The sequence below is a fragment of the Caldanaerovirga acetigignens genome (assembly GCF_900142995.1).
GTDB lineage: Bacteria > Bacillota > Thermosediminibacteria > Thermosediminibacterales > Thermosediminibacteraceae > Fervidicola > Fervidicola acetigignens.
The window spans coordinates 1-24,283 of record NZ_FRCR01000021.1 but is presented as its reverse complement, the minus strand read 5'-3'; the positions used below and the strand labels follow the sequence as shown (position 1 = coordinate 24,283).

Genomic DNA, 24,283 nt, shown 5'->3' with positions numbered 1-24,283 from the left:
AGGAATAATACTTGTTTCAATCCCTCATAGGTAGGCTAAAAACCCGTAAAATGGTTAAAAAATAAAAGATTTAAAGAGAAAGTAGATTGTGTTAATTTTCAATAAATAATTCGACAAAAACACATAAAATCCTTCTCCCCCGCATAAATTCTATCAATATTAGCATTTTTGCTCTGTCGTCGATCCCCGGGGGTTTTTGCATTATTAGAGGTCGACGACATCTTAAATAATCACTTCATCTCCACCTTTTTTTACACCTAAAATTTCTCTTTCGGAGTATTTTGTCGTTCGCAAGATATAGAAAATTACCGAATCCTCTTTTTCATCTATAGCCCTTTTAAGCTCAAGTTTTAATCTCCTCAAAGCTGCTTCAGTTATTTCACCTTCAAGGACGGAATTCTGCACCCAATTAAGATACTTCCTGCAAATTTTCAATACTTTTCCCACTCTTTTTTCTCCAACATCATATACCAAAATCAGAAACATAATCCACTCCTATATACGTATTTTTTGCAAAATTAGTTACCATCTAGCAACAAATGCCTTATACTCTTCCTCATCAATTAAGTGTTTTTCCAGTTTATATAGTTCCAACCTTATAAGTCGGCGGTAAGAGACATTTTTACCCAATCTACTGTGGTTAAATGTTGTTGACAATTTATTTTCAAACTCTTCTACAAAGATTTTCATACCCTTTTCTTTTAGTACAATCCCATGCATGCTTTTTTCGAAATGTTCCTTTGTTATCATATTCTTCCCTACCAGGGTAAATATTACCCTGTCAACGATTATGGGCTTAAATACTTCCGAAACATCTAGATTTAATGTAAACCTTCTGAAATTAGTCGCATGCAGAAATCCTATGCGCGGATCTAGATGAGTTTTATATATCTCACTTAGTACTACTGTGTACAAAAGAGAATTTCCGAAACTTATCAACGTATTTAGATAATTCTCCGGCGGCCTCCTGCTCCTGTGGTCAAAGCTAAATTCTTGTTTCCCTAAAATTACGTCAAAAGCTCTGTAATAGCTGTCCCTGATATTGCCTTCAACAGCCATGAGTTCTTCTATATTCAAACACTTTTCTATTTTCTCATCAAGTTTTTTAATAGCATCATCTACTTCCGAAAGCTGCTTTCCACGGTTCATGTAATACCTGATTACCTGCTGGATGTTTTTCGAGGCCCCAACGACGAATTCTCTTGCTATCTTCAGCCTTTTCTCCGGATCAAGGTAGTGCTGAGCCTGTTTCAATATCAAGTAACCGGAATTCAAATGTTCTCGAGGATAGAAGGTGCCAACATAATAATCATATCGATTGAAGAAATGCAGGATAATTCCCGACTGCGTTAAAAATTCTAGAAAGCGCTTGTTAACATTGACTTCACCGAAGACATATATCGCGCTCGTATTTTCTACTGGAATGAATTTTTGTCCTTCTTCATTTTCAAAGTAAATAGTATTATCTTTTCTCTTCAGTTCTCCGCTTGAAAAAATATAAATCGGCTTTTTCATGACATACAAAACTCCCTGTACCCGCAGTTTTTACAATACCCTGTTTTTTTAAAGGGTGGAGGATTTTCTTTTAAAACAATCCTCTCTATATCCCTAAAAATCTTTTCAAGTTCTTCTTCTAACTCCGGAGTAAGTTCAACCGCTAGCTTTTTCCTCTCGTCTGGAAAAAGAAGTAAACCTTTTGCTTTTATCCCTTTTTCCTTCAACTTATACAGATAAAAGGCCAACTGAAGCCTTGCACTTTCCTCGACTCTAGAACTTTTCTTGACTTCTCCGACGATTATATCTTCTCCATCGGACCTGATAAGATCAATAACTACATTTTCTAAATTGATTTTCTTCCTGTCTCTCCCGTAACTTTCTTCATCTATTAAACGGCCTATCTCTATGTAAGGATGTTCTTGATCAGGTATTATCTGATGTGCCATAAGCCAGATCTGCCTTTTGCAAATTGTATAGCTCTGAATTAAAGTGCCGTTTATTTGCATTACCACAAGGCTACCACCCCTTCGCATATAAACCCGGTATTTTCGTCATAGTATTCTCGGAGCACATTGTTGCCGACATACCGGAATCCTGCTACCTCCGGCGGAAGGTTATCTATTTTTAGGGGAATTGAGACGATATACTTGTAAAAATCAGCCTTTATTTTGTTGAATTCTCTCCTTCTTTCTAGCAAATTTTTTATTTCTTTTATACGGAGGTAATTTTTCCATATCTCATTAGCCTCTTCATTTAATTCGATAAAGACATCCAGTCTGGGATAGTCTTCTTCGATCAATTTAAAATCCGCTATGCCCGCGGTTTCATCCGTGCTGTCATACTTCATTTTATATACTGCCTCCAAAAGCTCCCTGGATTTATCACCGGACTTCCTCTCCTGAACTTCCCGGTAATAATCTTCTATAATTTTCAGAAATTTCTTCTCTTCTATTACCCTGTACCTCTCCAAAATTCTTCGCGTTACATCTAAGAGCACCGGATCGTATATGTACGACGAATAAAGCCTTCTCTCGTCCCTTAGCGAAACTACGATTACCTCCCCTTTACCCGACCAGTTCCTGTTGCACCTTCCGGCAGCTTGATTTATCGAATCAAGAGGCGCTAAGTCTCTGTAGACAACGTCAAAGTCTATATCCACACCGGCTTCCACTACCTGCGTGGTAACCGCAAATTTTACCTTCCTTTCCTTCATCTTTTTTATCCTGCATAACCTTTCATAGGGAACGACATGCGCCGAAAGGTAGATCATCTCTTCATTCCCGATTCTTTCCTTAAGCAAATTGTAAAAGTTCTTTGCCGAATTTATCGTGTTAAGTATAAAGAGATAACTCTTTCCGTCCTCTATATCCAGACTTTCCGCAAATTCTTCAAGCGTTATGTCTTTTTCCAGCCGAGGCCTTACAATTACCCTTTCCATCTTCTCGAAATAGAAATTTCTGTCTACCAAAGGAATCATTTCACTTCTAGAAAAAATAAGAGGTTCTGTAGCTGTAACGAATACAACGTAACAATTAAGTTGTTCTGTCAGTTCTTTCAAAATTTCCCTCACCAGGAGCCAGTAATTAGATGGGATTGATTGAACTTCATCAAGAATGATTATGCTCCCCGCCAGTCGGTGGAATTTTCTCAGGTCTTTGTTCTTGTTAGAAAGAAGTGCATAAAACAGTTGGACAAAAGTCGTAACGATAATTTCAGAATTCCAGCCTTCGATGAGTATTTTCGCATGATCCGGCTCGAACTCTATTTCTTCTTTTTTGTAATACACTTCCGAAAGGTGATGGTGCTTTAACAGCAAACTGGTATCAACTTCAAAACCATTAGCTCTGAGAACTTTTTCAATCTGCTCCGCATTTTGTTCAATAATGCTAAGGAAGGGCAGGCAGTATATAATTCGAGGGATATATCCTTTTTCGCTTAATATTTCTTTTCTCAATTTCAGCGCGAAAGCTAGCGATGTCAGGGTTTTGCCGAGCCCTGTCGGTAGATTAATAGATATCAGCCTGCTTTCCAAATCCAGGTCTTTTTCGATGACTTCTTGATATGCCTTTTCCCGCAATCTATTCAGATAATTATCTTCGGCATTCATTGCACTCTTGTATTTATCAACAAGATAATAACCTAACTTTCCGTCAGTTCTCTCTATGATTCTGCCCGTTGTAACTTCGCTTTTATCGGCATCAATAAGTAATGAAAATAAGAAATTTGTCAAAAGGTATGGGTTAATACTTTGCTGTCGCTCCAGCCTTCTTAACTTCCTTCTGACCACCCCCAGTTCATTCGGCAGAGATTGTACCCATCCTCTGAGAACATTAGCTGTTATTTTCTGACCAAGCCCTGCTTCTTCTAACCTTGCACTGAGAATTTCTAACTTTCCTTCTTCTATGCTGTCTACCTGTTTCAGCAAAACCTCTATATCCTTTTCTTCAACTGTCGCTTCATCGATTACATCTTCAAAATCGCCATGATGTTTCTTTACCGCCAAAAAAGCAACAAAAGGTAAAAAGCTATTCTCCAATTCTTTTTTCGCTACAAAAAAAGCAGCGACAGCCGAGAGCAAACCATGGTTGGTTTCTTTCATAGCTTTCAGCTTTGCTCTTTTCTCCTCTGAGGCAAAAAGATAAGTTTGAAAATAACTCGTGGCTTTTCCAATATCATGGCAAAGAGCAGAAATCCGAACAATCTTAAACAAAAGATCTCTTTCAATTTCTTTAAAAATATCCGAAGGACATTGCTTGAGATTCTTTTCCGCTAAATTCGCCACATTTATGAGGTGTTCTTCCAAAGGCTTCCCCGGATGCGAATAGAATTCAGAAAAAGATGATTCGTTCACCATTTTCAGCCTCCCAGCAAACACGGGTGCATGCATAGATCGACTTGCCCTGGACTTCGAAAATTACGTCTTCGTATCTTTCCACTACGCGCTCGGAGGTCATTTCGACTGGTATCCTCTCTTTAAAATATTGTTTCCCTTCTTCGAAAACAATCCCGTAATCCTCCAGTGCATCAACCGGTACTACCGTTACTATTTCCCCTTCTTCGTTGAAACGCTCGACAAAATCAAACATCCCCACATACCTGAAATCTGCCAGGAGCTCGCTAAGGCCCAATGAAAGCGTATAAACGGTTTTATGAGATTTAACATTTTCAACAAGCTTTTTGAAAATATCCGCATCTTCATGGTGCACATAAAACCTGTAAGAAGGATTTTTCAAAAATTCCGTGCGTATTTGCGTTCTAGCCTCGTGAGTTCCCTTCTTTACCGGAATCCAAAAATTCCCCTTGGTATTTACGTGATTTATGCCCATCCTTATCTTTTTCACAGGCGCGAGAATTCTAATTGCAACTCTGCACTTTTTATGGGAAAAGCAATCAAGATATTCTTTTTTATCGATACCAGCTATAGCTCCAAGCATCCCTCTGACTGTGGGCGGAGGAGGAAAAGAAAACGTCAGAGGCGATGACGTAGTATAAAATTTTTTAAAGTGGGCAAAATCCCCGAAAACGTCAAAGACAATTACCTTCATGACAACAATTCCCCTTAAAATGATAGTTCGTTCAAATCAAAACCGCTCAATGCTTCTTTTATGGATATTGCCTTCCCGTCCATTGATAGAACCAGCCGTTCATCAACTTTATAATTAATTCTATCTATAGTATCCTTGTGTCTATTCAGCGCAACAACCAGCTCTGTTATATCTAGCACGCCATCTTTTATATCCCTTATCTCTTCATCGTTCTTTTCACTGACAAACTTTATCCTCTTATCCAGCTCTCCTATATGGAAATTTTTCTCTTTATATACTACTTGAAGCAGTAAACGCGGCATCTGGCCGGCTTTTGAAGTTGACATGAGGTTTTTCGTCCCGTTCCAAAGCCCTTCCAGGAGGTACATAACATCCTCTTCCGTTAAATCAATCCCCTGATTTGCCGCAGCATTTTCATTTACGATACCGTAAAAAGCTATGAGCGAATACGGAAGGATGTATTTTTCTGTAAAGGTCCCCTGTTTTTTGTCCTGACCTGAGGGCATTACAGTTGTGCCTTTTACGTACATGACGTTTACTCTGTGCAAAGACCTTCCGTATTTGAACTGGACGGGGCCCGTCACGGTCATCGTCTTATCCTTCACTGCCGTAGTAGCACCAAAAAGCCTCACGTCGATGCACTTTTTAATAATCTCTTCGTTGTCTTTGAAATCAGCCAGCCTGTCTTCTTTCGTCTTCAAATTGCCCTTATCGTCCCTCAATTCCAAAACGAATACATCCAGGTTCTTGTAATAATAAAGATAATCCCTGACAGTCCTCTTCAAGCGGACATCGGTTACTATATTTACCCCTGTTTCCTCATCTATCCTCGGTTTGTTCTCATCGACAGGATCTCCGTTTGGATTAGCATCAGTTACATCATAAAGAAAGAGTATTTCCGACCTGTTTTTTATGCACGCCATTTTTAAATATACCTCCCTAACAAATTTTTATTGCTGAACTGATATTTCTTCCGGCTTTTCCTCCGGATAAATTATCTTTGCGACCTCATCTACCAAATTCATGCCGGCAGCAAAGTAAAAATTCATTTCATCAACCGACATATTCCAACCTTCCTTTTCAGAAAGAAGATAATGCGATATCTCCTTCGCCAGCATCCTCTTCCCCTTGTCAAATGAATCGTACTCTTCGAGCTTATTCTGGATTTTGGGCAAAAGCGCTTTGAAATCTTTCTCGTCCATCTTCAAGCTCTTAAGGCTTTTGATAAAAGGCTTAGCTCCCCTTTCTTTAAATTGTTTTCTAAGCAATAGTTCTGCAAGAGCTCCCAAAAGGAAGAGTCCTCTTTTTACAGGGGTTTCAAACGCAGAACCGTATTTTTTAAACAAATCGTCGAATAACCTTTCTTCCATACTTTTCTCCTCCATTTTTATCAGCTTTAATTTTTCCAAAAAAGTCAAAACCATCAGGCCATCTCTCACAGCCCGGTAAAAATTGTTATCATTTACGAATTCGCTCCTTATTTTCTTCATCATAAACTGCAATACGAAATGGTAGCTCACCGGCCGATTTTTGAATATCCTGTCAACAATATCCAGAAAATACCCGTCAAGGTCGTAGTTTTTCTTGTTCGGATCTGATTTCGAGAAGAAATTTCTAACTGTAGCGAAGGTGAAATCGTCCTTAAAAATTTCATCAATGCACTCTTTAGCATCAAATATCTTTCTGATACGAGAAGGAAATACATCCTCAATCAAAAGCAGGATCCTCTCTGCCGCATTCATTTTCTGCAAAAACAGGAAATTCACCGTTATGACGTCCTTCACATCTTTGAGATAATACAAAATATCTTCTTCATCTCGTGTAATGCTTTTGATCACCCTGCTTCTCAGAGAAATTAACTTCGAGGAGCTCCTGAAAATATCGAGTATTTCCTCCGAAACATTTTCAACCCCAACTATAAACTTCGGTATCAAATAATACCTTATGCCGCAAAAACTGAAGCTCAGATACTGCTCAACGTACTTCTTGCCCTCTTCCAAAGCAAGCTTGCAGTCAAAACATACGGGGAAATTTTTCCATGCCTCGTCTTCTCTAAAACCGCCGGTTATATATCCCGGTTTGTCGAGGGTATAAAAGGCGTAAGTGTTCAGATTCCCTATCACAACGGGCTTTTTTTCACCGCATATCGAACAGACTTTATTCGAAGCAGCACATCTTTTGTCCTTTTCGTTCACCTGATATATTAGTAGTTTTTTGAATACCTCAAAATCCCCTATATAACTTGTCTTGTTTCCTTCCTTTATTTTCAGAGTAATGAATATTCCAGTTTTCCCCGGTATCTCATTCCTGATCCTGTAAATTTCATTTTTTATGGTTTCTGCATTCTTTTCAAGCTGTTCTCTAATGCTTGCTAAAAATTCCCTTTCTTCACCGGTAATTTTTATATCTCTTTTATCTAAGATAGAAAACCAACCCAAAATCTTCCTGTCAAAAGTCCCGCCCGGGTCCTTCGCAAGCTTTGCTGAAGGTGTAAGATCGGCTCCATTTGCCGCTCCGCTTCGATAGAGATATTTCATTATCTTGCTACTTTCATAATCTTCAAGTTCGACTCCGCAAAATTTTATTTCTTCATTTAATTTTTCAAAGACTATCGCTATAACTTTCTTATAATTTCCATTTGAGTTAGGATCCTCGACGAGTACCTCTAAAAGCTGTCTCCCTTCGCTCTCTATTACCAATCTGCCTATTTCCTTCACCGCCGACAGCATTTGAATCATTCATATTCATCCAAACTGTGACAAAAATCACAGTTTAGACGGCTGGGCTATTTGGATTCCGCCTTTTCAAAGAGTGCTCATTCCCAGCAGGCGGTATTTAAGCACCCCAGTAGCCTACCTCATGGTAATATTTACCTCTTAAATTTTTTATAATACTTCTACAAATAAGTGCAAAATTCCTTTCTTTTAAAATAAAAAAATGCCGCATTGTAAGCGGCGAGTTTTTATAACTCAACTTTCACATAGCTATACCGAAAACTTCCTTCATCGTATAAAAACCATTTTTCTTTGACAGTAAATATTCTGCCGCCCTAACCGCCCCTTCCGCAAAACACTGGAAATTAGTAGCATGATGGGTAATTTCTAACCTTTCTCCTAATAAATTAAAAATTATTTTATGGGTGCTAGGCACATCTCCTCCTCTAATAGAATGAATATTTACATTTTTATTAGGAAGTACTTTTTTCAATACTTCCCGCATTTCAAGCGAAGTCCCACTCGGTGCATCCTTTTTGAAGCGGTCATGCATCTCTACTATATCAATTTCAGCATAGTCTCCTACATTACGGGCAAGATACTCCAACAATTTATATAAATGATTTATCAAAAAGGAAGTATTCCCCGCAAAAACTATAGGTATCTCCTGTGATGCTTTTATAAACTCCTCTTTTTCTTCTTCTTTAAAGCCCGTCGTTCCACAGACCAAAGCTTTCTTTTGCGATAAAGCGTGTTTTAGTATCTCCAAGGAAACTGCTGGAAACGTAAAATCAATTATACAATTGCATTTTTTAATAACACTTTCTATGTCATCTGTCACCCTCACATTTATCTCTTTACCCAATCCGCATAAGAGCCCTACATCTTTCCCAACATAATCCGCTCCTTTCGGCGCAACCGCTCCTATTATCTGAGCATTTTCCCTCTCGTAAAGGGATTTTACTATAAGCCTTCCCATCTTTCCCCTCGGACCTATTACAACAGCACGTAGCATAGACAAATTCCCCCTATCTATCTCGATATCTTTTATTAACAATAAGTTTTTGTAATTTTGATAATTAGTTCTACGAATAAACAAAAAAATCCTCCATTACTTTGGTTAAAAAACATTTCACGCTAAAATAGCCTCCTGTTCCAGCCTTATCCCAAGTTTCAGCATTTCCTGTATGACGCCGTAAAACTCGCTGTACTCCGGATTTCCAAGGAGCTCCCTCAGCCTTTCTTCATAGTCCTGGCTGAAAGGCTCGCCGAAGGCTTTGTATTTTTCTAGCGTCTCTACGTCCATGTAAAGAGGTTTTAGCTCTCTTATTATTTCTTTCAATTTCACAAAAATCTTGAATCCTCCTAAGTCTATGTCTCCCCAGTGATAAAACTCTACATTTTTATTTTCCGCCTTAATAAAAGAGTAAAGCTTTTCCAGAAAAAACCTCTTCGATGGGCTGTAAAAGCCTCCGAGGTAGACTATGAAATCTCCTTTTGATTTTGCATCCTTTATCAGTTCATAGTAATTGGCCTTGTTTTCGACGGTAATTATCCTGCTGCACGAGATGTCTAAAATTTCCATCTCTCTCACAGAAAGGCTGTTTAAGGAAGTGCCGTAGGCGAAAACAGAAAAATCCAGAACGCTCCCCGCCACCGCAGCCTTCAATGCCCCGCAAAAAAGTATCTCCTCTATGGTCTTCAGGATTCCAATCCTCTCAAAGGCTTCGTCCTCTTCGATATCTTCTTTGAAAAGAAAATCTTTCATCACTGCAAAGACCTTGCCTTTTACCCTCTCGAATTTCTTGCTGTCCTTCAGGTACCTCTTGCTGAAGATCCTTTCTAAAACCTCTTCGTCGCCTTTTTGTTCAATCCCCTTCAAGGCCTTCAGCGTAAGGTCAAATAATTCTTCTTCCTTCGGGAGGTATGCGGGGTAGCTCTTTTTCTCTCTTATCCTTTCTATTTCAAAGTCTGCAAATTCTAAAAGCCAATTGCTTTTTATTTCTTTTTTGAAACCGGAAAGCTTTTCTGCCATCCTTTTTAAAATCGCATCTTTGGGCTCTCTCTTTGCAGCACAATAAGCTTTTTCCAAATTTTCCAGGTTTAAAAACACCTTTTCTACGATATTTCCTTCTTCAAATTTTACCCACTTTATCTTGATAATGCCTTCTTTTTCCAGCTCCTTTAAGGCAAAATGGACGTTTTCCTTGGATTCTACATTTTCTATGTCATAGAAGGGAAATTCGCCCTTGGAAAAGTTCAAAGTTATCCTTTTTTCGATTTTGGCATCTCCAGAAAATCTCTTGCTTTTTTCGTATTTGTCAAGAAGCCTTGATACAATCGCCTTTTTTAAATCCATCAACTGCCTTCCCCTTCTTCCATCACTTCCCTCGGGTCGAAGGCCCGAACTATGGTGCTGTCCTTGCCCTTTATCACGCACAGGTTCCTGTCCACCAAAGTCGCTATATCCTGAATCTTTTCAGTTGGGGCCGAGATAATTGCCTGGAAGCCGAAGCTCCTTAGAAGCTTTATGCTTTCCTGCACCCGCTGGTGGTCCATCTTGCTGAAGGCTTCGTCGAAGATTATGAGCCTCAGAGTATTGTTTTCCCCGTACTTATGTCCGAGCCGGTAAATCCTGCCGAAAGAAGCAAGGATTGATATATAAAAGGGCGTTTGAGTTTCTCCCCCGGATTTTTTAAGAAGCATCCTCGAAAGCCTCGATTCCCTCCCCTGGTCGTCGGTAACTATGAGATCGAAAGTAAGGTAGGTCCGGTAGTCGGTGTACGTTTCGATGTTTTTCTCGAGCTTTTCTCTTTCATCCGCCGAAAGGGTGGACTCGCCTACATAGACTATCTGGTTGAAAAGCTCCTCCAAAGCTTCTCCGTGCCGTTTTTGAAATTCTATGGAAAATATGGAATAACCCTCGAGAAGGAGGCTGTCCATTATCATGTCGTAAAATTTTCTGTAAGCCGGGTTGGGCCTTACTTCGAACCTGTACCTGTCTTTCCCGAACGAGAACTGCTTCAAGGCCGAATTAAGCTCTTCGATCTGCTCTTTTACCTTATCGATGTTTTCCTTTATCTTGCTTATGAAGTCTTCCTGGAACTGGATCCTCGCCTTTTCCTTCGCATCCCTTATTTTCTCTTCATAAGCTGGAAGCTCGGTTCTTAAAAGTCTTTCAAGTTCCTTTCGGTATTCGGAATTATCTCCAGAGGATACGTTAAATGGCATCTTGTATTCCCGGTTGTAATCCGAGCGCTTGTTCAAAAGCAAATTCCACTTTTTCTCCTTTTGACTCTGCGTCCTTGCCAACTGGCTTTGAAATGCCTTTATTATGTTTTCCGGGTCTTTTCTTGCCTGAAGCTCCTTGAGGAACCTGGGCTCCCCCGTATCTTTTATGAAATCCAGATCAAATCTCTCTTCTAAAGCCAGAAGCTGGCTTTTAAGTTCCTTCTCTTTTTGCTCCTTCTGATGCTCCAAAAGCCTTATTTCGGAAGTTATCTCCGATATGACCCCTTGCAGCCTTTTTATCTCATTTTTAGCTCCTTCCAGCTCTTTTTCAGCTTTTGCTATCCTATCGTCGATTTCCATCAATTTTGTAAGGTCCAGCAGGGATTTTTGCCTTTCTATTTCCTCCAGCTTTTTAAATAATATATCCAGCTTTTCCTTTTCTTTTTTAGCATTCTTTAGATTTTCCATGAAGCTTTCCGTGATGGGTTCCACATTCTTAATCCGGGCAAGCCTTTCGTAGCCATCCATCAGCTCATCGAGCAAAATCCTCTTTTCCTTCACCTCTGCCGTCTTTGCTTTGAGCATATCTTCCAGGGACTTTTTGCCAATGTAGGGAAACCTCCACCTCTCCGGGTTTAGCTGCCTTGCCACGTAATTTTGATAAAGCATACAGTCCGGCGTTATTGCCGTGGGGTAATTTCTCAATTCCTCAACTTTTTCGCACTTTGCCACCCTTCCCAGCAGAAAATCCACGAAAAGCCGGGCGTATCTATTATCCGTCATCACTTCTGAAGCCAGGCTGTTTTCCCATACTTTTATGTTTTGTTTTTCGAGTTTCCCGGTGTCCACCAAGCCTATGTCGTAAAAGCCCTTTTCGAATTTCAACCTATCGTAGATTTTTAAGGCGTCCACGAAGTATTCCGGCTCCGGGACGAGGTAAAATTTCTGGGTGTGAAGGTAGGCCTCAATTGCGTTTTGCCACTTTTTATCCCGCACTTCCAGAAGGTCCGCCAGGATTTCCACTTTTATTTCTTTCTTGTATTTGCTCTTCAGGGCTTTTTCTATCTCGCTTTTTAGCTCCAGCAGCTTCCTGTCGTAGGGCTTAATGCCTTTTTTGAGGTTCTCTATCTCACTTTCTATTTTCCTTATATCTTCCTCCAGTTTTGTTTTTTCCTGCTCCATGGAGTAAAAAAGCTTTTCGATGCGGTCTTTACACTGAAAAGCAGCATTTTTCAAAGAAAGAAGTTTCTCTTCTTCGATATCGGTAATGTCCTCGGCGGTAACAGCGCGAAGCTTTTTTATTTTTTCTTTTGTGGTTTTCAAAAACTTCTCGTCAAATTTATCGGGAAAAGCGCAAATCTCTTCTAAAACTATTTCCCAGTTTTGGAGTACTTTAGTATAATTTCCCAGGAACTGCTGGAGGGCGACCTTTTTCTCTTTTATCTGTTCCCTCATGCTTTCTTCCTGGGCCTTGAGATACTCACTTTTTTTGTAATCTTCCATACTGTATTTTTCCCTGATTAAGTCATCTTTTCTGCGCTCAAGTTCAAGGACTTTTCTTTCGAATTCATTTTTTTGCCCTTCCTTTTCTTCCAAAAGTGCTTTTTTTATTTGCGCTTCTTCGATAAGAGCCCGCCTTTGATTTATCACGCTTTCCACCTGGGCTCTTTTTATAAGGTATTCCTGCTCCTTTAGCTTTCTTTCCTCCGCAAGATATTCATTATAAAGGGCTTGTATTTCTTCTAAATCTCCTACCATCTTTTTTACCTGCTGGGCCTGGTACTCCAGCTCTTTGTAATACCTCAGGTTTTCCTGCATGTCGGAAATGTCGATCTTGGGCGGTGCGTCGCATACATATTCGGTGATGAATTTTTCTATCTCCACTATGGGAGAAAAGGAAACGGATTTTTTAAAGACGCTGTAGAATTTTTCGTTTAGGCTCCCCATCCTGGCCAAAAAATGGGCCTGGTATTCTCTATTTGAGTTGAAAATCTTAAATCTTTCCCTGTATCTTGCATTCAGAAAAGTCCTCAGGTCCTTCGTATTCAGAGGAACTCCATCTACTATGAAGTGGTTTTCTGGCAAGTACGATTCGAGGTAAAAGAACCTGTGGTTCTCGTCCCCGTTTTCATACACGTCGAAAGCAACGCCGTAGCAAAAGGTGCCCTTCTTTGCGGTATCGTAAAACTCGCCCACGATGTAGCTGGAAAAATTACCTTCCCTCAAAACGAGGATGCCGCCTTCCGTATCGTCGGCGATATCACCCCGTAAGTATCCTTTTAAATTTCTCTTCGACCTTTCGTTGGCAGCCTTGTTAAAATAATCGCCCTTCGTATCCCCCAGGATTAAAAGCTGCAATGCGTCTACTATCGTAGACTTCCCGGCGCCGTTTTTCCCAGTCAGGAAATTTATCATCTCGAATTCTATGAGTTCGTGCAGGATGTAGTGCCAGTTAATGAGGAGCAGCTTTTTCAAAAGCTTCAACTTTCCTCTTCCTCCCCTTCGGGTATTTCTTCTTCCGCACTTTTTTCCTCTATCATTCTATAGATCACATTAATCTTTTCGGATGGCAGGACGTGCAAAATCGAAGGGTATATGATTATCTTGCTCTCGTAGTCGTCTAGGGGATTTTCTATTTTCTCTATAATCTGGTAATTTTTGAAAAGATTCAAAGCTTCGTTTAAATCCCTTTCTGCCGGTTTCCTGTCTATAGCCCCGGTGTTGAGAAGCTTTCTCACTACATCGCCCTTCGTCACTATGACGTCCTTTCTCAGAGAAAGTTTTTCCCTTTCCTCCTCGTACAAAAGCCTTAAGGCAAAAAGCACCAATGTCTCGAATTTCTTCAGTCTTGCGCGGTTTTGCTCGAATCTGTTGTATATTGAAATCACGCCGTAGTGGTTGTCTTTTTGTACGTCCCAGCCGGCCATGGAAAGGTAGCCCGAAAAGACTTCAAAGTAGCGTTCCACGAATCTATAGTCCGGGTTTATCCTAACGTTCATCGAGGTTTTGTCATACTTTTCCCTCAGGATAAAATTGTGAGAAAGGAGGAAATTTATCAGCCTTGCAAATTCCTCCTTTTGGGAATCGCTCATCTTTTCGTATTCCTCATGCCACATCTTCACACCTTCTTTTTTATCTTCATGCGGGGAATCCTATAGCCGTTTACGGATACGCTTCCTTTTTCTTCAAAGGCCACATCGTAAAAGGAACCCCTTTCGTCATGCATGATAATTCCCAGGATGAGCATCAAAAATTCCTCGTCTCCATCGAGGTTTATATCTTCGGACAAAACTTCTCTTTTTTCCCTTAAAAGCTTTTTGAAAAACTCAAAGACCTTCTTTCGCGTCAAGGCACTCTTGAGCCTTTCTTTTAAGCTTTCCATTTCCTTTTCGAAAACGCCTTCTTCCTCGGCCTCTTTTATTTTGGAGAATTTCACGTCCTGCAGTTTCCGCTCGGATTTCTTCGTGTAGAGAGAATTCTCGTCGATGTAGCTCTGGGGAAAAAGCAAAACGGCCTCGCTTACGGTCTTTACTATTTCCTCATTTTCCGGGAGAGCTTTGAGTATCTCCACTATCTTACCTTTTAGGCTCATATCGACGTTCAAAAGGTACTGCATCCTCTCCACCGAAGCCCTGGTATAAGCTGCCCGCTTTCTATCAATTTCTTTTAGCAAAACATCGATATTGTAATAGATGTTCACTATCTCATTTATCATCCCTGTGACTTTCTCAACGGCTTCTTCCTCATCCTTGTAAATTCTCCGCCTCACGGAAGATTTCACCAAGAGGTCCATCATTTCTTTGTCGTAAAGCCAGGAGTTTAAAATATTTATGATAGGGGTCTTGTAGCGGGGAATGGAATCGAGGGTTTTCAGGGGGTGGTATATCCTCTCGTCGATAAGTTCCCTGAACTCGTCGAAGTGCTCTTTCAATATCTGCCTTATTTCTTCCTTCTCGTACAAGGCCTGGTGGTACTTTCTCAGGTTGTTTAGAAGGCTTTTTAGTTCGTTTATGAGGTCTTTCGTCCTCTTGTAGGCTTCCCGGAGGGCAAAAATGGCATCCTCGCTTCTTTCCAGGTCCTGATTTTTCAGGTTGTTATAGGCAGAGTGCACGTACGAACCGTAGTCCTTAACCTCGTCGATTTGAAGCTCGTACAGCGTATTCAGGATTTTTATCGAGTAGTCGTGGAGGTATATAATTTCCTCTATAAAATTTTCCGAATAGTCCCGATATATCCAGCCGGTCTTTTCGAGCTTTCGCAAAATGAAATGGGCGAGGGCCGAAAGGCTTGCGTCGTCCGGCCTTTCCCCGTCTTCTTCCTCCTCGGGCGAAAAGCTCGAATTTTCAAGGTAACTTTTCAGCCTTTCCACCAGCTCGTCCTTTTTTATGAGCATCTCTTCATTGTACGCCTGAAAGATTATAAAAAGGGAGTCCAAGTAGACGTGTTTATTTTTGGAAACCAAGACCGAAAAAAGATTTTCCGGAATTTTGTCGAAAAAGGCCATTATTTTTCCCTCTTTATTTTTTAAGGATATATCCACACAGCTTCTTTCTCAAGTTCTTTATAAAACCTCGAATTTGTCTTTTTCATTTCCTCGTACTCTTCCTCGGTATAAACCAGCAAATCCACAGGGACCGGGATTTTGTCCGTATCCCAGTTAAGAGAACGCTTAAAAAACGAAACATCGGACCTTTTGAGCACGAATATCACATCAAGGTCGCTTCCTACCCCCCAGTCTCCGCGGGCATAGGACCCGAAATACCCTATTTTCAATATATCATCCCTATTTTGTTTCACCTCTTCGATCCATTTTAAAAGGGACGAAACAACAGCTTCCTTATCCGGCCATTTTAGAACGGATGAATTCGACGATCTCACAGGCATATTTTACAGCCTCCTTACTCTGTAATGGTCCATAGTGCTCAAATGGTGCTCCATCAGGGTGACTATCCGGATATCTTGCAGGTATATAAAAGTTATCGAGCACTTTCGCCTTTTCAATGAGTTCCTGGCTTATACCAACACTTTCGGGAAGTTCCCTTAAAAGCCTTGATATAACGTGTCCCCATGCTTCCTGTCCAAGGTAAAGGTGAAGCGCTTTTACTGCCTTTTCGCCAGCCTGATGCGCTGCAAAACAAGCCCATTCATGATCATTGCTTTCCATGGACAATTTTGCATGATCCAAATCCTTTATCGCTTGTTTTAACCAATCAAAAGCTCTGTTTGGCATTTATCTTCCTCCTACAATCATAAGTTCGATTACATGATATCAAATTTTTTTATATTCTGTAAACCTGGTTTCAAGCAGAAGTGCGTAATTTCACTGCACCTCAAAAAAAATTTCCACAGGCAAGACGGGGACTTCGTGGAAGTCTCTCCCTACTATTTTTTCCGCCGTGAACATAGAGTCCCATACTGCCTCCTCCACCGCTTCCACCGCTGCCTGAAACACCTTGTTTATTTCATCGGAATGGGAGGACAGGGTCTCGATTCTGATGAAAGGCTCGCCGTAATGGCAAACTCTGTTCGCAGTCGAAAACGCAAGCGCAATGTCGCCGCTTCCGTTTCCCATGAAAGAGCCGGTCCTCGCAAGGCCCAAAATTCCCCTCTTTGCTACCCTCTCAAGGCCCCTCGCATCCAGCGGCACATCGGTGGCGATGACTATTATGCACGAGCCTTTGTCCTCCTCTATGGTGTCTTTCTTACCTTTTATACCCCTTTCCAGCCTTTCTTTCAGCATCCTTCCCACGTTTTTGCCGTTGAAAATAAGGTCCTCCATCCTGCCGTAATTGGTGAGGAGCAAAGCCCCTACTGTGTAGACCTTTCCCCCTATTTCGATTTGCCTCGAAGCCGTGCCGATGCCGCCTTTAAACCCGTGACATATCATGCCAGTCCCGGCCCCTACGCTTCCCGTTTCGAACTCCCTTTTTGCACTCATTATGGCCTCGATGACATGCTCTCTTTTCACATGCCTTCCCCTTATGTCATTTAAGTAACCGTCGTTACACTCTAATACCGCCGGGTTTACAGTCCCGGTCGTAACTCCGATGTCATCGTTTATGGAAAGCATGTACTCCACCAGAGCATCGGAGGCGATTCCGACGGAAAGCGTATTAGTGAGGACTATCGGCGTCTCTAGCGTCCCCAGCTCCTTTATCTGTATCAGCCCGGCGGACTTGCCGAAGCCGTTTCCCACAAAGCACGAGGCAATCAATTTTTCCTTGAATATATTTTCATCATGCGGTATTATAGCGGTTACTCCCGTCCGCACGGGGCCTTTGCCCGGAACGAGCTTCCCTTCTCCGGCAATCAAAGTCACGTGCCCTACCTTTACCCCTTCCACATCGGTTATGGCATTTAAAGGGCCTGTCGGAAACAGCCCTAAGGAAAGGCCGTATTCTCTCATCCTCTTTCGCATTTTTCTCCTTATACAGACTGGGCTATTTATAGTCCGCCCTTTCATAGAGTGCTCATTCCCAGCAGGCGGTATTTAAGCACTCACTCGGTTCTTTCCTTTCTTCCATCCGTGTCCTAAATTGGAATTATCTGGTATCGTTTGTTTTTTTAACTTTTTGTATATTCAATAGCATCAATAAAAATATCTAGTTAAAATTTTATCTTTTTGTACTGTTGTCTTCAACTGTTGTTACTTTTAAAAGTAGTCGCCAACAATATTAATAACTAATAAAAATAACATGTATATACAAAAAGAAAAACTGATGGTATAATGATAAATAAGTGGGAGGGATTGACGTGAAAGTTGAAAGTTTTGAACTAGACCACACAAAGGTCAAGGCACCCTACATAAGGCTTGCCGCTGTAGAAGAGGGGCCAAAAGGTGACATAGTTGCCAAGTACGACCTCAGGTTCATAACCCCCAACAAAGGAGCTATATCCAGCGGAGGAATGCATACGCTCGAACACCTTCTTGCATTGTTCATTCGCGAAGAATTAGATGGAATAATCGACATTTCTCCTATGGGATGCAGGACAGGCTTTTACCTCACGAAGTTCGGAATAACTCCCCTGTCCGAAATTAAAAAAGCTTTGGAAAGCGCCTTTGAAAAAATCTTAAAAGCCGAGGAAATCCCCGCCGCCAACGAAGTCCAGTGCGGAAACTATAAGGACCACTCGCTGGCAGATGCAAAGGAAGCGGTTGAAAAGGTTTTAAATGAGGGTTTGTCCTTACTTGAAAATGTCTAATTTTGTCATCACGTTTTAAAAAAGGAGATGAAACAAAATATGGCGAAGATAGCGGAACTTTTCGCGCCGAAAGACATGACGGTGGGGAAGCCTTGGAAGAGAATAGTTGAGTTTTCAATCCCTATGCTCATCGGAAATGTGGCCCAGCAGCTTTATAGCACTGTCGACGCCATCATAGTAGGAAGATATGTAGGTGATTACGCACTTGCTGCCGTTGGAAGCGCTATTCCCATACTTTTCTTTTTGCTCGTGCTCTTTGTTGCTATTGCCATGGGTGCTGGAATAATGGTATCCCAATATTTCGGAGCAAAAGACAGAGAAAAGCTTTCCAGAACAATAGGAGTATGTATAACTCTCACGGCTATTGCATCAGCAATTATTATGGCAATATCGCCTTTTATAATTAAGCCCTTGCTGGTATTGATAAATACTCCGAAAACTATACTGGACTGGAGTACTACCTATTTATTGATATTGCTTGTTGGAAACTGGGGTTCTTCATATTTTAACATGCTTTCTGGCATACTCCGTGGACTTGGAGATTCACTTTCTGCATTGGCCTTCCTCCTCTTTTCAACAGCCTTAAACGTAGTGCTAGACATCTGGTTTGTGGTCAGCTTTAAACTTGGCGTTGCAGGCGTTGCCCTTGCTACAGTCATATCCCAACTCATATCCGCAGTCCTTTGCTTGATAAAACTGAAAAGGATGAATGATGTTTTTGATATGAACTTTGAAATGTTAAAGCCTTCAAAAGAATACGTCATGCAAATTATAAAGCTTGGAATTCCGTCGGGATTGACGCAGGCTATACTATCTCTTGCTATGGTCACAGTTCAATCCCTTACCAACAGCTTTGGAGAATTAGTCATCGCTGCTAATATGATGGTAATGCGAGTAGACGGGTTTGCAATGATGCCTAATTTTACGTTTGGAATAACAATGACAACTTATGCAGGGCAAAACGTAGGAGCAAGGAAACTGGATAGGGTAGAAGAAGGGACCCGCCAGGGACTTGTGATTGCTGTAGGTGTTTCCACAGTCATCACCATTATATTACTACTTTTTGGAAAGCATCTTATGGTCATATTTACACAAACAGCCGACCTTGTAAACTTAGGTATGCGGTTTTTGAGAATTCTCGCTGTTGGATACATTGCAATGGCAGTAACACAAGTCTTGTCCGGCGTAATGCGCGGCGCGGGAGACACGGTGACTCCTATGTGGATTTCGCTCATCACCACCTTCTTTCTAAGGGTTCCCCTAGCTTACGGCCTCGCCTATATAACGCGAAGCCCGTCCTATCCAAACGGAAGGCCCGAGTCAATTTTCTTTTCTCTGGTCCTTGCATGGGTTTTCGGTGCTCTTATTAACATCTATTTCTATAAAAAGGGTGCTTGGAAGGAAAAAGCTCTATTCGGAGGTTTTAGCCAAGAACAGGCTTAAAAATTTAGCCCCGGGTGTACCGGGGCCAACTTATTTTTTGGCGAATTAAATTAGTTTTTGTTTAAAACAGAATGACAGCCAATACCCCTGTCAATATAAGGGCCAAGACCGCCCTTTCGAACCATATCACTATCATCTGCCAAAGCTTGAAGTTCACATCGGTGGAAAGCAGGCACGGTATTGAGCCGCCAAAAAATATGATGCTGCTTACAGCAACAACACTTGTGACAAATTTTACTATTAGGGGAACATCGTTGAGTGACGCAAGATAAAGCGGTGGCGCAAAGACATCGGCCAGGCTCGTCGCGCAAGCTTTGGCCAAAATTGCCGGCTCTGGAAGGCCGATTAGACTTAAAGCATAAGTAAAGGGCAAGAACAGGTATCCGAAAATGTCGAAAAAGGAAGTAAGTTTAATAAGTACAAATGCGAAGGTCGCAACCGATGCCATGCAGGGCGTAAGAATCAATACCATTTTTATCCCGCTTTTGAAGCTATCGTAAAGGTTCGCAAAAAGGGGCTTTGAGGTAGCAGCAGCAGTTAGGCCCTCCTCAATGGCCTGAGAGAAAATGCTCCCCTCCTTTACCATTTCAGGTTTACCCTTCCCGTCAACGTAAGTGTCCTCGATTTTAGAAAGCGGCCACAGCCTTACTGTCAAAGCTGTTACTATAAAAGTAATCGCTAAGGCCGACCAAAAATAAACATTCCATAAGTCCATAATTTTCAGGGTCCTTGCGATTATAATCATGAACGTCGCGGAAACTGTCGAAAATCCCGACATTATTGTTATTGCCTCTCGCCTCGTATATTTGCCCTCAAGATAAAGCCTGTTAGTAAGATAAATGGCTACAGAAAAGCTCCCCACGAAAGAGGCCACCGCGTCAATGGCAGAACGGCCAGGAGTCCTGAAGACAGGCCTCATAATAGGCCTCATCAGAACGCCAGCAAATTCCAAAAGCCCGTAGGAAATAATGAAAGTAAGAAATACCGAACCTATCGGGACTATCATGGTAACCGCCATTACGACCTTTTCAAAGACAAAGGGCAGCATATCTGGCCGCATCAGCCATTGAGGTCCTATAGTTGCGATCTTCATAAAGCTCAGGGCCCCGAGGAAAGCCATGGGTATGCCTATAAGTCCAAATACGGATAAAATAAATGCGGCAATATCCTTCTTATAAGTCCCTTTGTACCAAGGGTACAACCCTCCCACTATAGCAATGCACACCGTAAAGATCGGCCCGAAAAACGGCACCGTCCTGTTTATGAAAGCAATTATGTGGTCCACCATTATCGACGACGAGTTGCCTATTTTAACTGGCACGAAGAAGAGAAAGATGCCCAGCAGGCTGTAGATGACAAATTTTGCAATGTTTGCCGTGCTATAGATGCTCTTCTTGTTTAATTCGGCGTTCAAATTTAGACTCATTCGAATACCCCCTTCAAAAGTTTTTTTAGCGTAAAATATAGAGCAAATCCCGTGCCATCTTGAATTTTGAATATATTTTTAATCAATTCCTTCGCAAAAGAACTTAACACAGTACATAATATTATATGACCGTTTATTATATTGTATTATTTTCAGTACATTTTTTACTTTCTCACATCTTCATCCCGTAGGTTGAATTATGTCCACTTTTGTCGTATAATAAAATTAAGTGATTTTTCAACTTTTATAATATTGCTTAATTTGGGAGGGGTTAAGTGGACCCGAGAGTTTTAAGTTTCGACGTAATTTTTAACGCCACCCAGGACGCCATGTTTATCGTCGAAGTAGATGATAACGGAACATTTCGGTACTTGGCAAATAACGCTGCACATCAAAGACTTGCCGGTTATTCCATCAATGACATACAGGGGAAAAGACCGGAGGAAGTTCTCGGAGAGGAATTAGGGAAAATAGTGGCATCGGGCTACAGAAAGGCCCTTGAAGCTGGAGAACCGGTAGAATACGAAGAAACATTGCCCTTTCCAGCAGGAGTAAGGACGTGGCAAGTTCGCATAACTCCGGTTTTTGTAAACGGAAAGGTAAGATATTTGGTAGGGGCTCGGAAGGATATTACCATGCAGAAAAAAGCCGAAAGGGAGCGAGAAAGTCACTTGAAAGAACTTTTGAAGGAAAAAGAGCTTTTAAAAATAACCCTGCTTTCTATAGGCGACGGAGTGGTCACAACAGACAATTGCGGAAAGATAACATCGGTAAACCGAGCCGCAGAAGAAATTACAGGCTGGAAAGCTGAAGAGGTAATGGGAAAACCATTTAATGAGGTGTTTCAACTTTTTAGCGAGAAATCTGGAAAAAAGGTCATGGACCCCGTTTCCAAAGTCCTAAAAAAGGGCAAAATAGTCGGCCTTGCCAACCATACGGCCCTGCTTACTAAAAATGGTCGTAAAATTTCCATAGCCGACAGCGCATCCCCTATTGTCAATGAAAAGGGGGACATTTACGGAGTAGTGGTCATATTTCGCGACATCACGAAGGAAAGGGCAATGCAGCAGAAGATGCTGGATTTGAGCTACCGCGATTTTCTTACAGGACTTTACAACAGGAGATACGTCGAGGAAAAAATAAGCCAGTTGGAGAAAGAAAACATCGTTCCCGTTTCTATAATCATGGCAGATGTCAACGGCTTGAAGCTTGCCAATGACGTATTCGGCCATTTAGAAGGGGATTTTATTTTAAAAAAGGCGTCTTTTGTGCTTAAAAAAGGGCTCCGCCCCGGAGGCATAGCTGCAAGGTGGGGCGGCGACGAATTCCTGGTAGTCCTGCCTAATGCCGATGAACAGTTTTGCAGAAAATTTGTCAACAAGATAAGGCTGCGGTGCAAAAATGCAAATTCCCCAGATAACGATCAAAAATTCCAACTGAACCTTGCACTCGGATATGCTGTCAAGAAAAAATCAAACGAAAATCTCAGGAAATTAATCCAAGAAGCTGAAGAAATGATGTATAAAAACAAAATGGCAGAAGGCAGAAGCTTTCGTCATGCAGTCATAAAAGCTCTCCTTTCCACGCTTAGCGCAAAGAGCATGGAAACCGAGGAGCACGCACTTCGCATAAAAGACCTTTGCTTGGCAATAGGAGTGAAATTGGGCCTTTCTGCCGCAGAGCTGGACGAGCTTTCGCTTTTTGCCATGCTCCATGACATAGGGAAGGTAGGCATTCCGGAACACATCCTCTTAAAACCCGGCCCGCTTTCTCAAGAAGAGTGGGAGGTCATGAAAAGGCATCCGGAAATCGGTTTTCGCATTGCTCAGAATACTTCGGATCTTGTTTCAATTGCAAAGTATATACTGCATCACCACGAACGATGGGACGGAAAGGGCTACCCGATGGGGCTCAAAGGCAAAGAGATCCCGCTTCTTTGTCGGATTTTAGCGGTAGCAGACGCTTATGATGCCATGACGAGCGAAAGGCCTTACCGAAGTCCTATGACAAAGGATACGGCATTGCTAGAGATAAGGAACAACTCGGGAAGCCAGTTCGACCCTAAGGTGGTCGAGCTTTTTTTGGAAATCATGCAACATGAAGACAACTAATCTCAAGCACGCTCCCTACGTTGCAAAAGAAAAACCTTTCGCCGAATTCCCGCATAAGTTCAAAGGATGCCTTGAGACCTGTACAGTGCGCCACACCTATACGCTCTATATTAAAATCCCGAAGGGTTTTTATGCTCATCTTTCTCTGTTCCTCTCCAACCGCACCGAGATGAGTTCCTCCTATCAAGGCCTTAATGCGCTCCTTCCCCGTCCTCTCGATAGCATACATAATCGTATTTATAACGCCGGAATGGGCACAGCCGAGGATTATATAAATTCCATCCCCGCTTTCTATAACAAGAGACTGGTCATCAAGCATGTTATCTTTAACAAGCCCCTCTTTTGTCATGACTGCCAGCTTGTCGTCCCCTTTTTCGAACTTAGTCCTGCGCGGAACTTCTCCCGTAAGGTATATTCCAGGTGCTATCTCCCTCCAATCCCGGTTGAAGCAAAAATTTGCCCCGGCATTTTCAAGCACTTCCCTCCGAAACGGAACGCCTATGTGAAGGGGTTTTCCCTCCCGCCTCAGGGAATAGCTTTCCTTGAAAAGGTCCGGATGAGAGTATACATCGACTGGCCCGGAAACCAAAAGCACTTCAAGAAGCCCTCCGGTGTGGTCGTAGTGGTGGTGGCTCAGGATTATCCCCTTTAGCGAAGAAAGGTCTTTTTTAAGCACCATGGCGTTGTTTATCAATGCCTTGCCTTGCCCCGTATCAAAGAGGTAATTGCCGGCTTTAGTCTCCAAAAAAACCGCCCAGCCGTGTTCGGCGACAGCCCCTTCGTTGAACATGACGTAATTTTCACACAGAACCGTTGCTTTGATCTCCATCGGCAAACCCCCTATTTAGAAATCTCCACAATAAATATTTTGGTTGTAAATGGATTCTCCATATTATTTAGAAAATCCTCCCGCCCGTTACAAATTTCTTTTTGCTTTTCATAGCCATAAAAAAAAGCCGCGCCTTTGCGCGGCCTGTATCTCAACTTACTTTACAGCCCCTTTCATCGCCCTTCCAAGGGCATCGGCACCCAATATGGCATTGTAAACATCTTCCGGCGTCACTTTAAACGGCATGTTGTGAATGGTCTCACCCTCAGCGCAGGATGCTTCCG

Annotated in this window: 20 protein-coding genes; 3 read left to right on the top strand and 17 right to left on the bottom strand. The window is 41.8% G+C overall.

Going from position 1 to position 24,283, the window contains the following annotated elements:
- Positions 1-222: 222 nt before the first annotated feature.
- The 15 genes from cas2 to BUB66_RS11165 form a co-directional block, all read right to left on the bottom strand.
- Positions 223-486: a CRISPR-associated endonuclease Cas2 gene (gene cas2 / locus BUB66_RS11235; RefSeq protein WP_073258548.1), complete on the bottom strand. Its 264-nt coding sequence runs from the start codon at positions 484-486 to the stop codon at positions 223-225.
- Between the two features lie 36 nt (positions 487-522).
- The gene (gene cas1b, locus BUB66_RS11230; protein WP_073258547.1) at positions 523-1,515 is read right to left on the bottom strand and encodes a type I-B CRISPR-associated endonuclease Cas1b; all 993 of its coding nucleotides are present in this window, start codon (positions 1,513-1,515) and stop codon (positions 523-525) included.
- Positions 1,512-2,003 carry a CRISPR-associated protein Cas4 gene (gene cas4, locus BUB66_RS11225; RefSeq protein ID WP_073258556.1) on the bottom strand — a complete coding sequence of 164 codons (492 nt, stop codon included), beginning with the start codon at positions 2,001-2,003 and terminating at the stop codon, positions 1,512-1,514. The genes cas1b and cas4 overlap by 4 nt, the downstream gene beginning before the upstream one ends.
- On the bottom strand, positions 2,003-4,351 hold the full coding sequence (locus tag BUB66_RS11220) for a CRISPR-associated helicase/endonuclease Cas3 (protein ID WP_073258546.1): 2,349 nt from the start codon (positions 4,349-4,351) through the stop codon (positions 2,003-2,005). Before BUB66_RS11220 ends, cas4 begins: the two co-directional genes overlap by 1 nt.
- Positions 4,326-5,042, bottom strand: a complete 717-nt coding sequence (gene cas5b / locus BUB66_RS11215) for a type I-B CRISPR-associated protein Cas5b (protein WP_073258545.1) — start codon at positions 5,040-5,042, stop codon at positions 4,326-4,328. The genes BUB66_RS11220 and cas5b overlap by 26 nt, the downstream gene beginning before the upstream one ends.
- 14 nt (positions 5,043-5,056) lie before the next feature.
- Entirely contained in the window at positions 5,057-5,965 is a 909-nt protein-coding gene (gene cas7b, locus BUB66_RS11210; RefSeq protein WP_073258543.1) for a type I-B CRISPR-associated protein Cas7/Csh2, read from the bottom strand.
- A 27-nt stretch (positions 5,966-5,992) separates the two neighbouring features.
- Positions 5,993-7,780 carry a TIGR02556 family CRISPR-associated protein gene (locus tag BUB66_RS11205; protein ID WP_198409452.1) on the bottom strand — a complete coding sequence of 596 codons (1,788 nt, stop codon included), beginning with the start codon at positions 7,778-7,780 and terminating at the stop codon, positions 5,993-5,995.
- A 238-nt stretch (positions 7,781-8,018) separates the two neighbouring features.
- The gene (dapB, locus tag BUB66_RS11200; protein WP_073258541.1) at positions 8,019-8,771 is read right to left on the bottom strand and encodes a 4-hydroxy-tetrahydrodipicolinate reductase; all 753 of its coding nucleotides are present in this window, start codon (positions 8,769-8,771) and stop codon (positions 8,019-8,021) included.
- A gap of 117 nt (positions 8,772-8,888) precedes the next feature.
- Entirely contained in the window at positions 8,889-10,115 is a 1,227-nt protein-coding gene (locus BUB66_RS11195; RefSeq protein ID WP_073258539.1) for a Wadjet anti-phage system protein JetD domain-containing protein, read from the bottom strand.
- Positions 10,115-13,471, bottom strand: a complete 3,357-nt coding sequence (locus tag BUB66_RS11190) for an ATP-binding protein (protein WP_073258537.1) — start codon at positions 13,469-13,471, stop codon at positions 10,115-10,117. Before BUB66_RS11190 ends, BUB66_RS11195 begins: the two co-directional genes overlap by 1 nt.
- A complete protein-coding gene (locus BUB66_RS11185) occupies positions 13,468-14,103 on the bottom strand; it encodes a DUF4194 domain-containing protein (RefSeq protein ID WP_073258535.1) in 636 nt (211 codons plus the stop codon). Before BUB66_RS11185 ends, BUB66_RS11190 begins: the two co-directional genes overlap by 4 nt.
- 2 nt (positions 14,104-14,105) lie before the next feature.
- Complete coding sequence (locus BUB66_RS11180) at positions 14,106-15,491, bottom strand: Wadjet anti-phage system protein JetA family protein (protein ID WP_073258532.1); 1,386 nt, start codon at positions 15,489-15,491, stop codon at positions 14,106-14,108.
- Positions 15,492-15,511: 20 nt separating this feature from the next.
- Entirely contained in the window at positions 15,512-15,784 is a 273-nt protein-coding gene (locus BUB66_RS11175; protein WP_244269849.1) for a nucleotidyltransferase domain-containing protein, read from the bottom strand.
- 40 nt (positions 15,785-15,824) lie between these two features.
- A complete protein-coding gene (locus BUB66_RS11170) occupies positions 15,825-16,217 on the bottom strand; it encodes a HEPN domain-containing protein (protein ID WP_073258528.1) in 393 nt (130 codons plus the stop codon).
- A gap of 90 nt (positions 16,218-16,307) precedes the next feature.
- Positions 16,308-17,405 carry a DmpA family aminopeptidase gene (locus tag BUB66_RS11165; RefSeq protein WP_073258551.1) on the bottom strand — a complete coding sequence of 366 codons (1,098 nt, stop codon included), beginning with the start codon at positions 17,403-17,405 and terminating at the stop codon, positions 16,308-16,310.
- Positions 17,406-17,734: 329 nt separating this feature from the next.
- On the opposite strand from BUB66_RS11165, the gene BUB66_RS11160 reads away from it, so the two are divergent.
- Positions 17,735-18,190, top strand: a complete 456-nt coding sequence (locus tag BUB66_RS11160; protein ID WP_073258549.1) for an S-ribosylhomocysteine lyase — start codon at positions 17,735-17,737, stop codon at positions 18,188-18,190.
- 39 nt (positions 18,191-18,229) lie between these two features.
- On the top strand, positions 18,230-19,633 hold the full coding sequence (locus BUB66_RS11155; RefSeq protein ID WP_073258527.1) for an MATE family efflux transporter: 1,404 nt from the start codon (positions 18,230-18,232) through the stop codon (positions 19,631-19,633).
- A 61-nt stretch (positions 19,634-19,694) separates the two neighbouring features.
- On the opposite strand, the gene BUB66_RS11150 is transcribed toward BUB66_RS11155, so the two are convergent.
- Positions 19,695-21,059: a YjiH family protein gene (locus tag BUB66_RS11150; protein ID WP_073258525.1), complete on the bottom strand. Its 1,365-nt coding sequence runs from the start codon at positions 21,057-21,059 to the stop codon at positions 19,695-19,697.
- 275 nt (positions 21,060-21,334) lie between these two features.
- On the opposite strand from BUB66_RS11150, the gene BUB66_RS11145 reads away from it, so the two are divergent.
- A complete protein-coding gene (locus BUB66_RS11145) occupies positions 21,335-23,170 on the top strand; it encodes an HD domain-containing phosphohydrolase (protein ID WP_073258523.1) in 1,836 nt (611 codons plus the stop codon).
- Here the strand turns inward: BUB66_RS11145 and BUB66_RS11140 are convergent.
- Entirely contained in the window at positions 23,148-23,999 is an 852-nt protein-coding gene (locus tag BUB66_RS11140; protein ID WP_073258521.1) for an MBL fold metallo-hydrolase, read from the bottom strand. The two genes, BUB66_RS11145 and BUB66_RS11140, sit on opposite strands and share 23 nt — an antisense overlap.
- Between the last annotated feature and the right edge of the window lie 284 nt (positions 24,000-24,283).

What these genes read in the sequence shown, in the direction of transcription:
- BUB66_RS11205 (WP_198409452.1), bottom strand. Translation starts at nt 7,780, where the DNA reads ATGATTCAAATGCTGTCGGCGGTGAAGGAAATAGGCAGATTGGTAATA.
- BUB66_RS11165 (WP_073258551.1), bottom strand. Translation starts at nt 17,405, where the DNA reads ATGCGAAAGAGGATGAGAGAATACGGCCTTTCCTTAGGGCTGTTTCCG.
- BUB66_RS11220 (WP_073258546.1), bottom strand. Translation starts at nt 4,351, where the DNA reads ATGGTGAACGAATCATCTTTTTCTGAATTCTATTCGCATCCGGGGAAG.
- BUB66_RS11140 (WP_073258521.1), bottom strand. Translation starts at nt 23,999, where the DNA reads ATGGAGATCAAAGCAACGGTTCTGTGTGAAAATTACGTCATGTTCAAC.
- cas1b (WP_073258547.1), bottom strand. Translation starts at nt 1,515, where the DNA reads ATGAAAAAGCCGATTTATATTTTTTCAAGCGGAGAACTGAAGAGAAAA.
- cas5b (WP_073258545.1), bottom strand. Translation starts at nt 5,042, where the DNA reads ATGAAGGTAATTGTCTTTGACGTTTTCGGGGATTTTGCCCACTTTAAA.
- cas2 (WP_073258548.1), bottom strand. Translation starts at nt 486, where the DNA reads ATGTTTCTGATTTTGGTATATGATGTTGGAGAAAAAAGAGTGGGAAAA.
- BUB66_RS11155 (WP_073258527.1), top strand. Translation starts at nt 18,230, where the DNA reads ATGGCGAAGATAGCGGAACTTTTCGCGCCGAAAGACATGACGGTGGGG.
- BUB66_RS11170 (WP_073258528.1), bottom strand. Translation starts at nt 16,217, where the DNA reads ATGCCAAACAGAGCTTTTGATTGGTTAAAACAAGCGATAAAGGATTTG.
- dapB (WP_073258541.1), bottom strand. Translation starts at nt 8,771, where the DNA reads ATGCTACGTGCTGTTGTAATAGGTCCGAGGGGAAAGATGGGAAGGCTT.
- BUB66_RS11150 (WP_073258525.1), bottom strand. Translation starts at nt 21,059, where the DNA reads ATGAGTCTAAATTTGAACGCCGAATTAAACAAGAAGAGCATCTATAGC.
- cas7b (WP_073258543.1), bottom strand. Translation starts at nt 5,965, where the DNA reads ATGGCGTGCATAAAAAACAGGTCGGAAATACTCTTTCTTTATGATGTA.
- cas4 (WP_073258556.1), bottom strand. Translation starts at nt 2,003, where the DNA reads ATGCAAATAAACGGCACTTTAATTCAGAGCTATACAATTTGCAAAAGG.
- BUB66_RS11185 (WP_073258535.1), bottom strand. Translation starts at nt 14,103, where the DNA reads ATGTGGCATGAGGAATACGAAAAGATGAGCGATTCCCAAAAGGAGGAA.
- BUB66_RS11180 (WP_073258532.1), bottom strand. Translation starts at nt 15,491, where the DNA reads ATGGCCTTTTTCGACAAAATTCCGGAAAATCTTTTTTCGGTCTTGGTT.
- BUB66_RS11195 (WP_073258539.1), bottom strand. Translation starts at nt 10,115, where the DNA reads ATGGATTTAAAAAAGGCGATTGTATCAAGGCTTCTTGACAAATACGAA.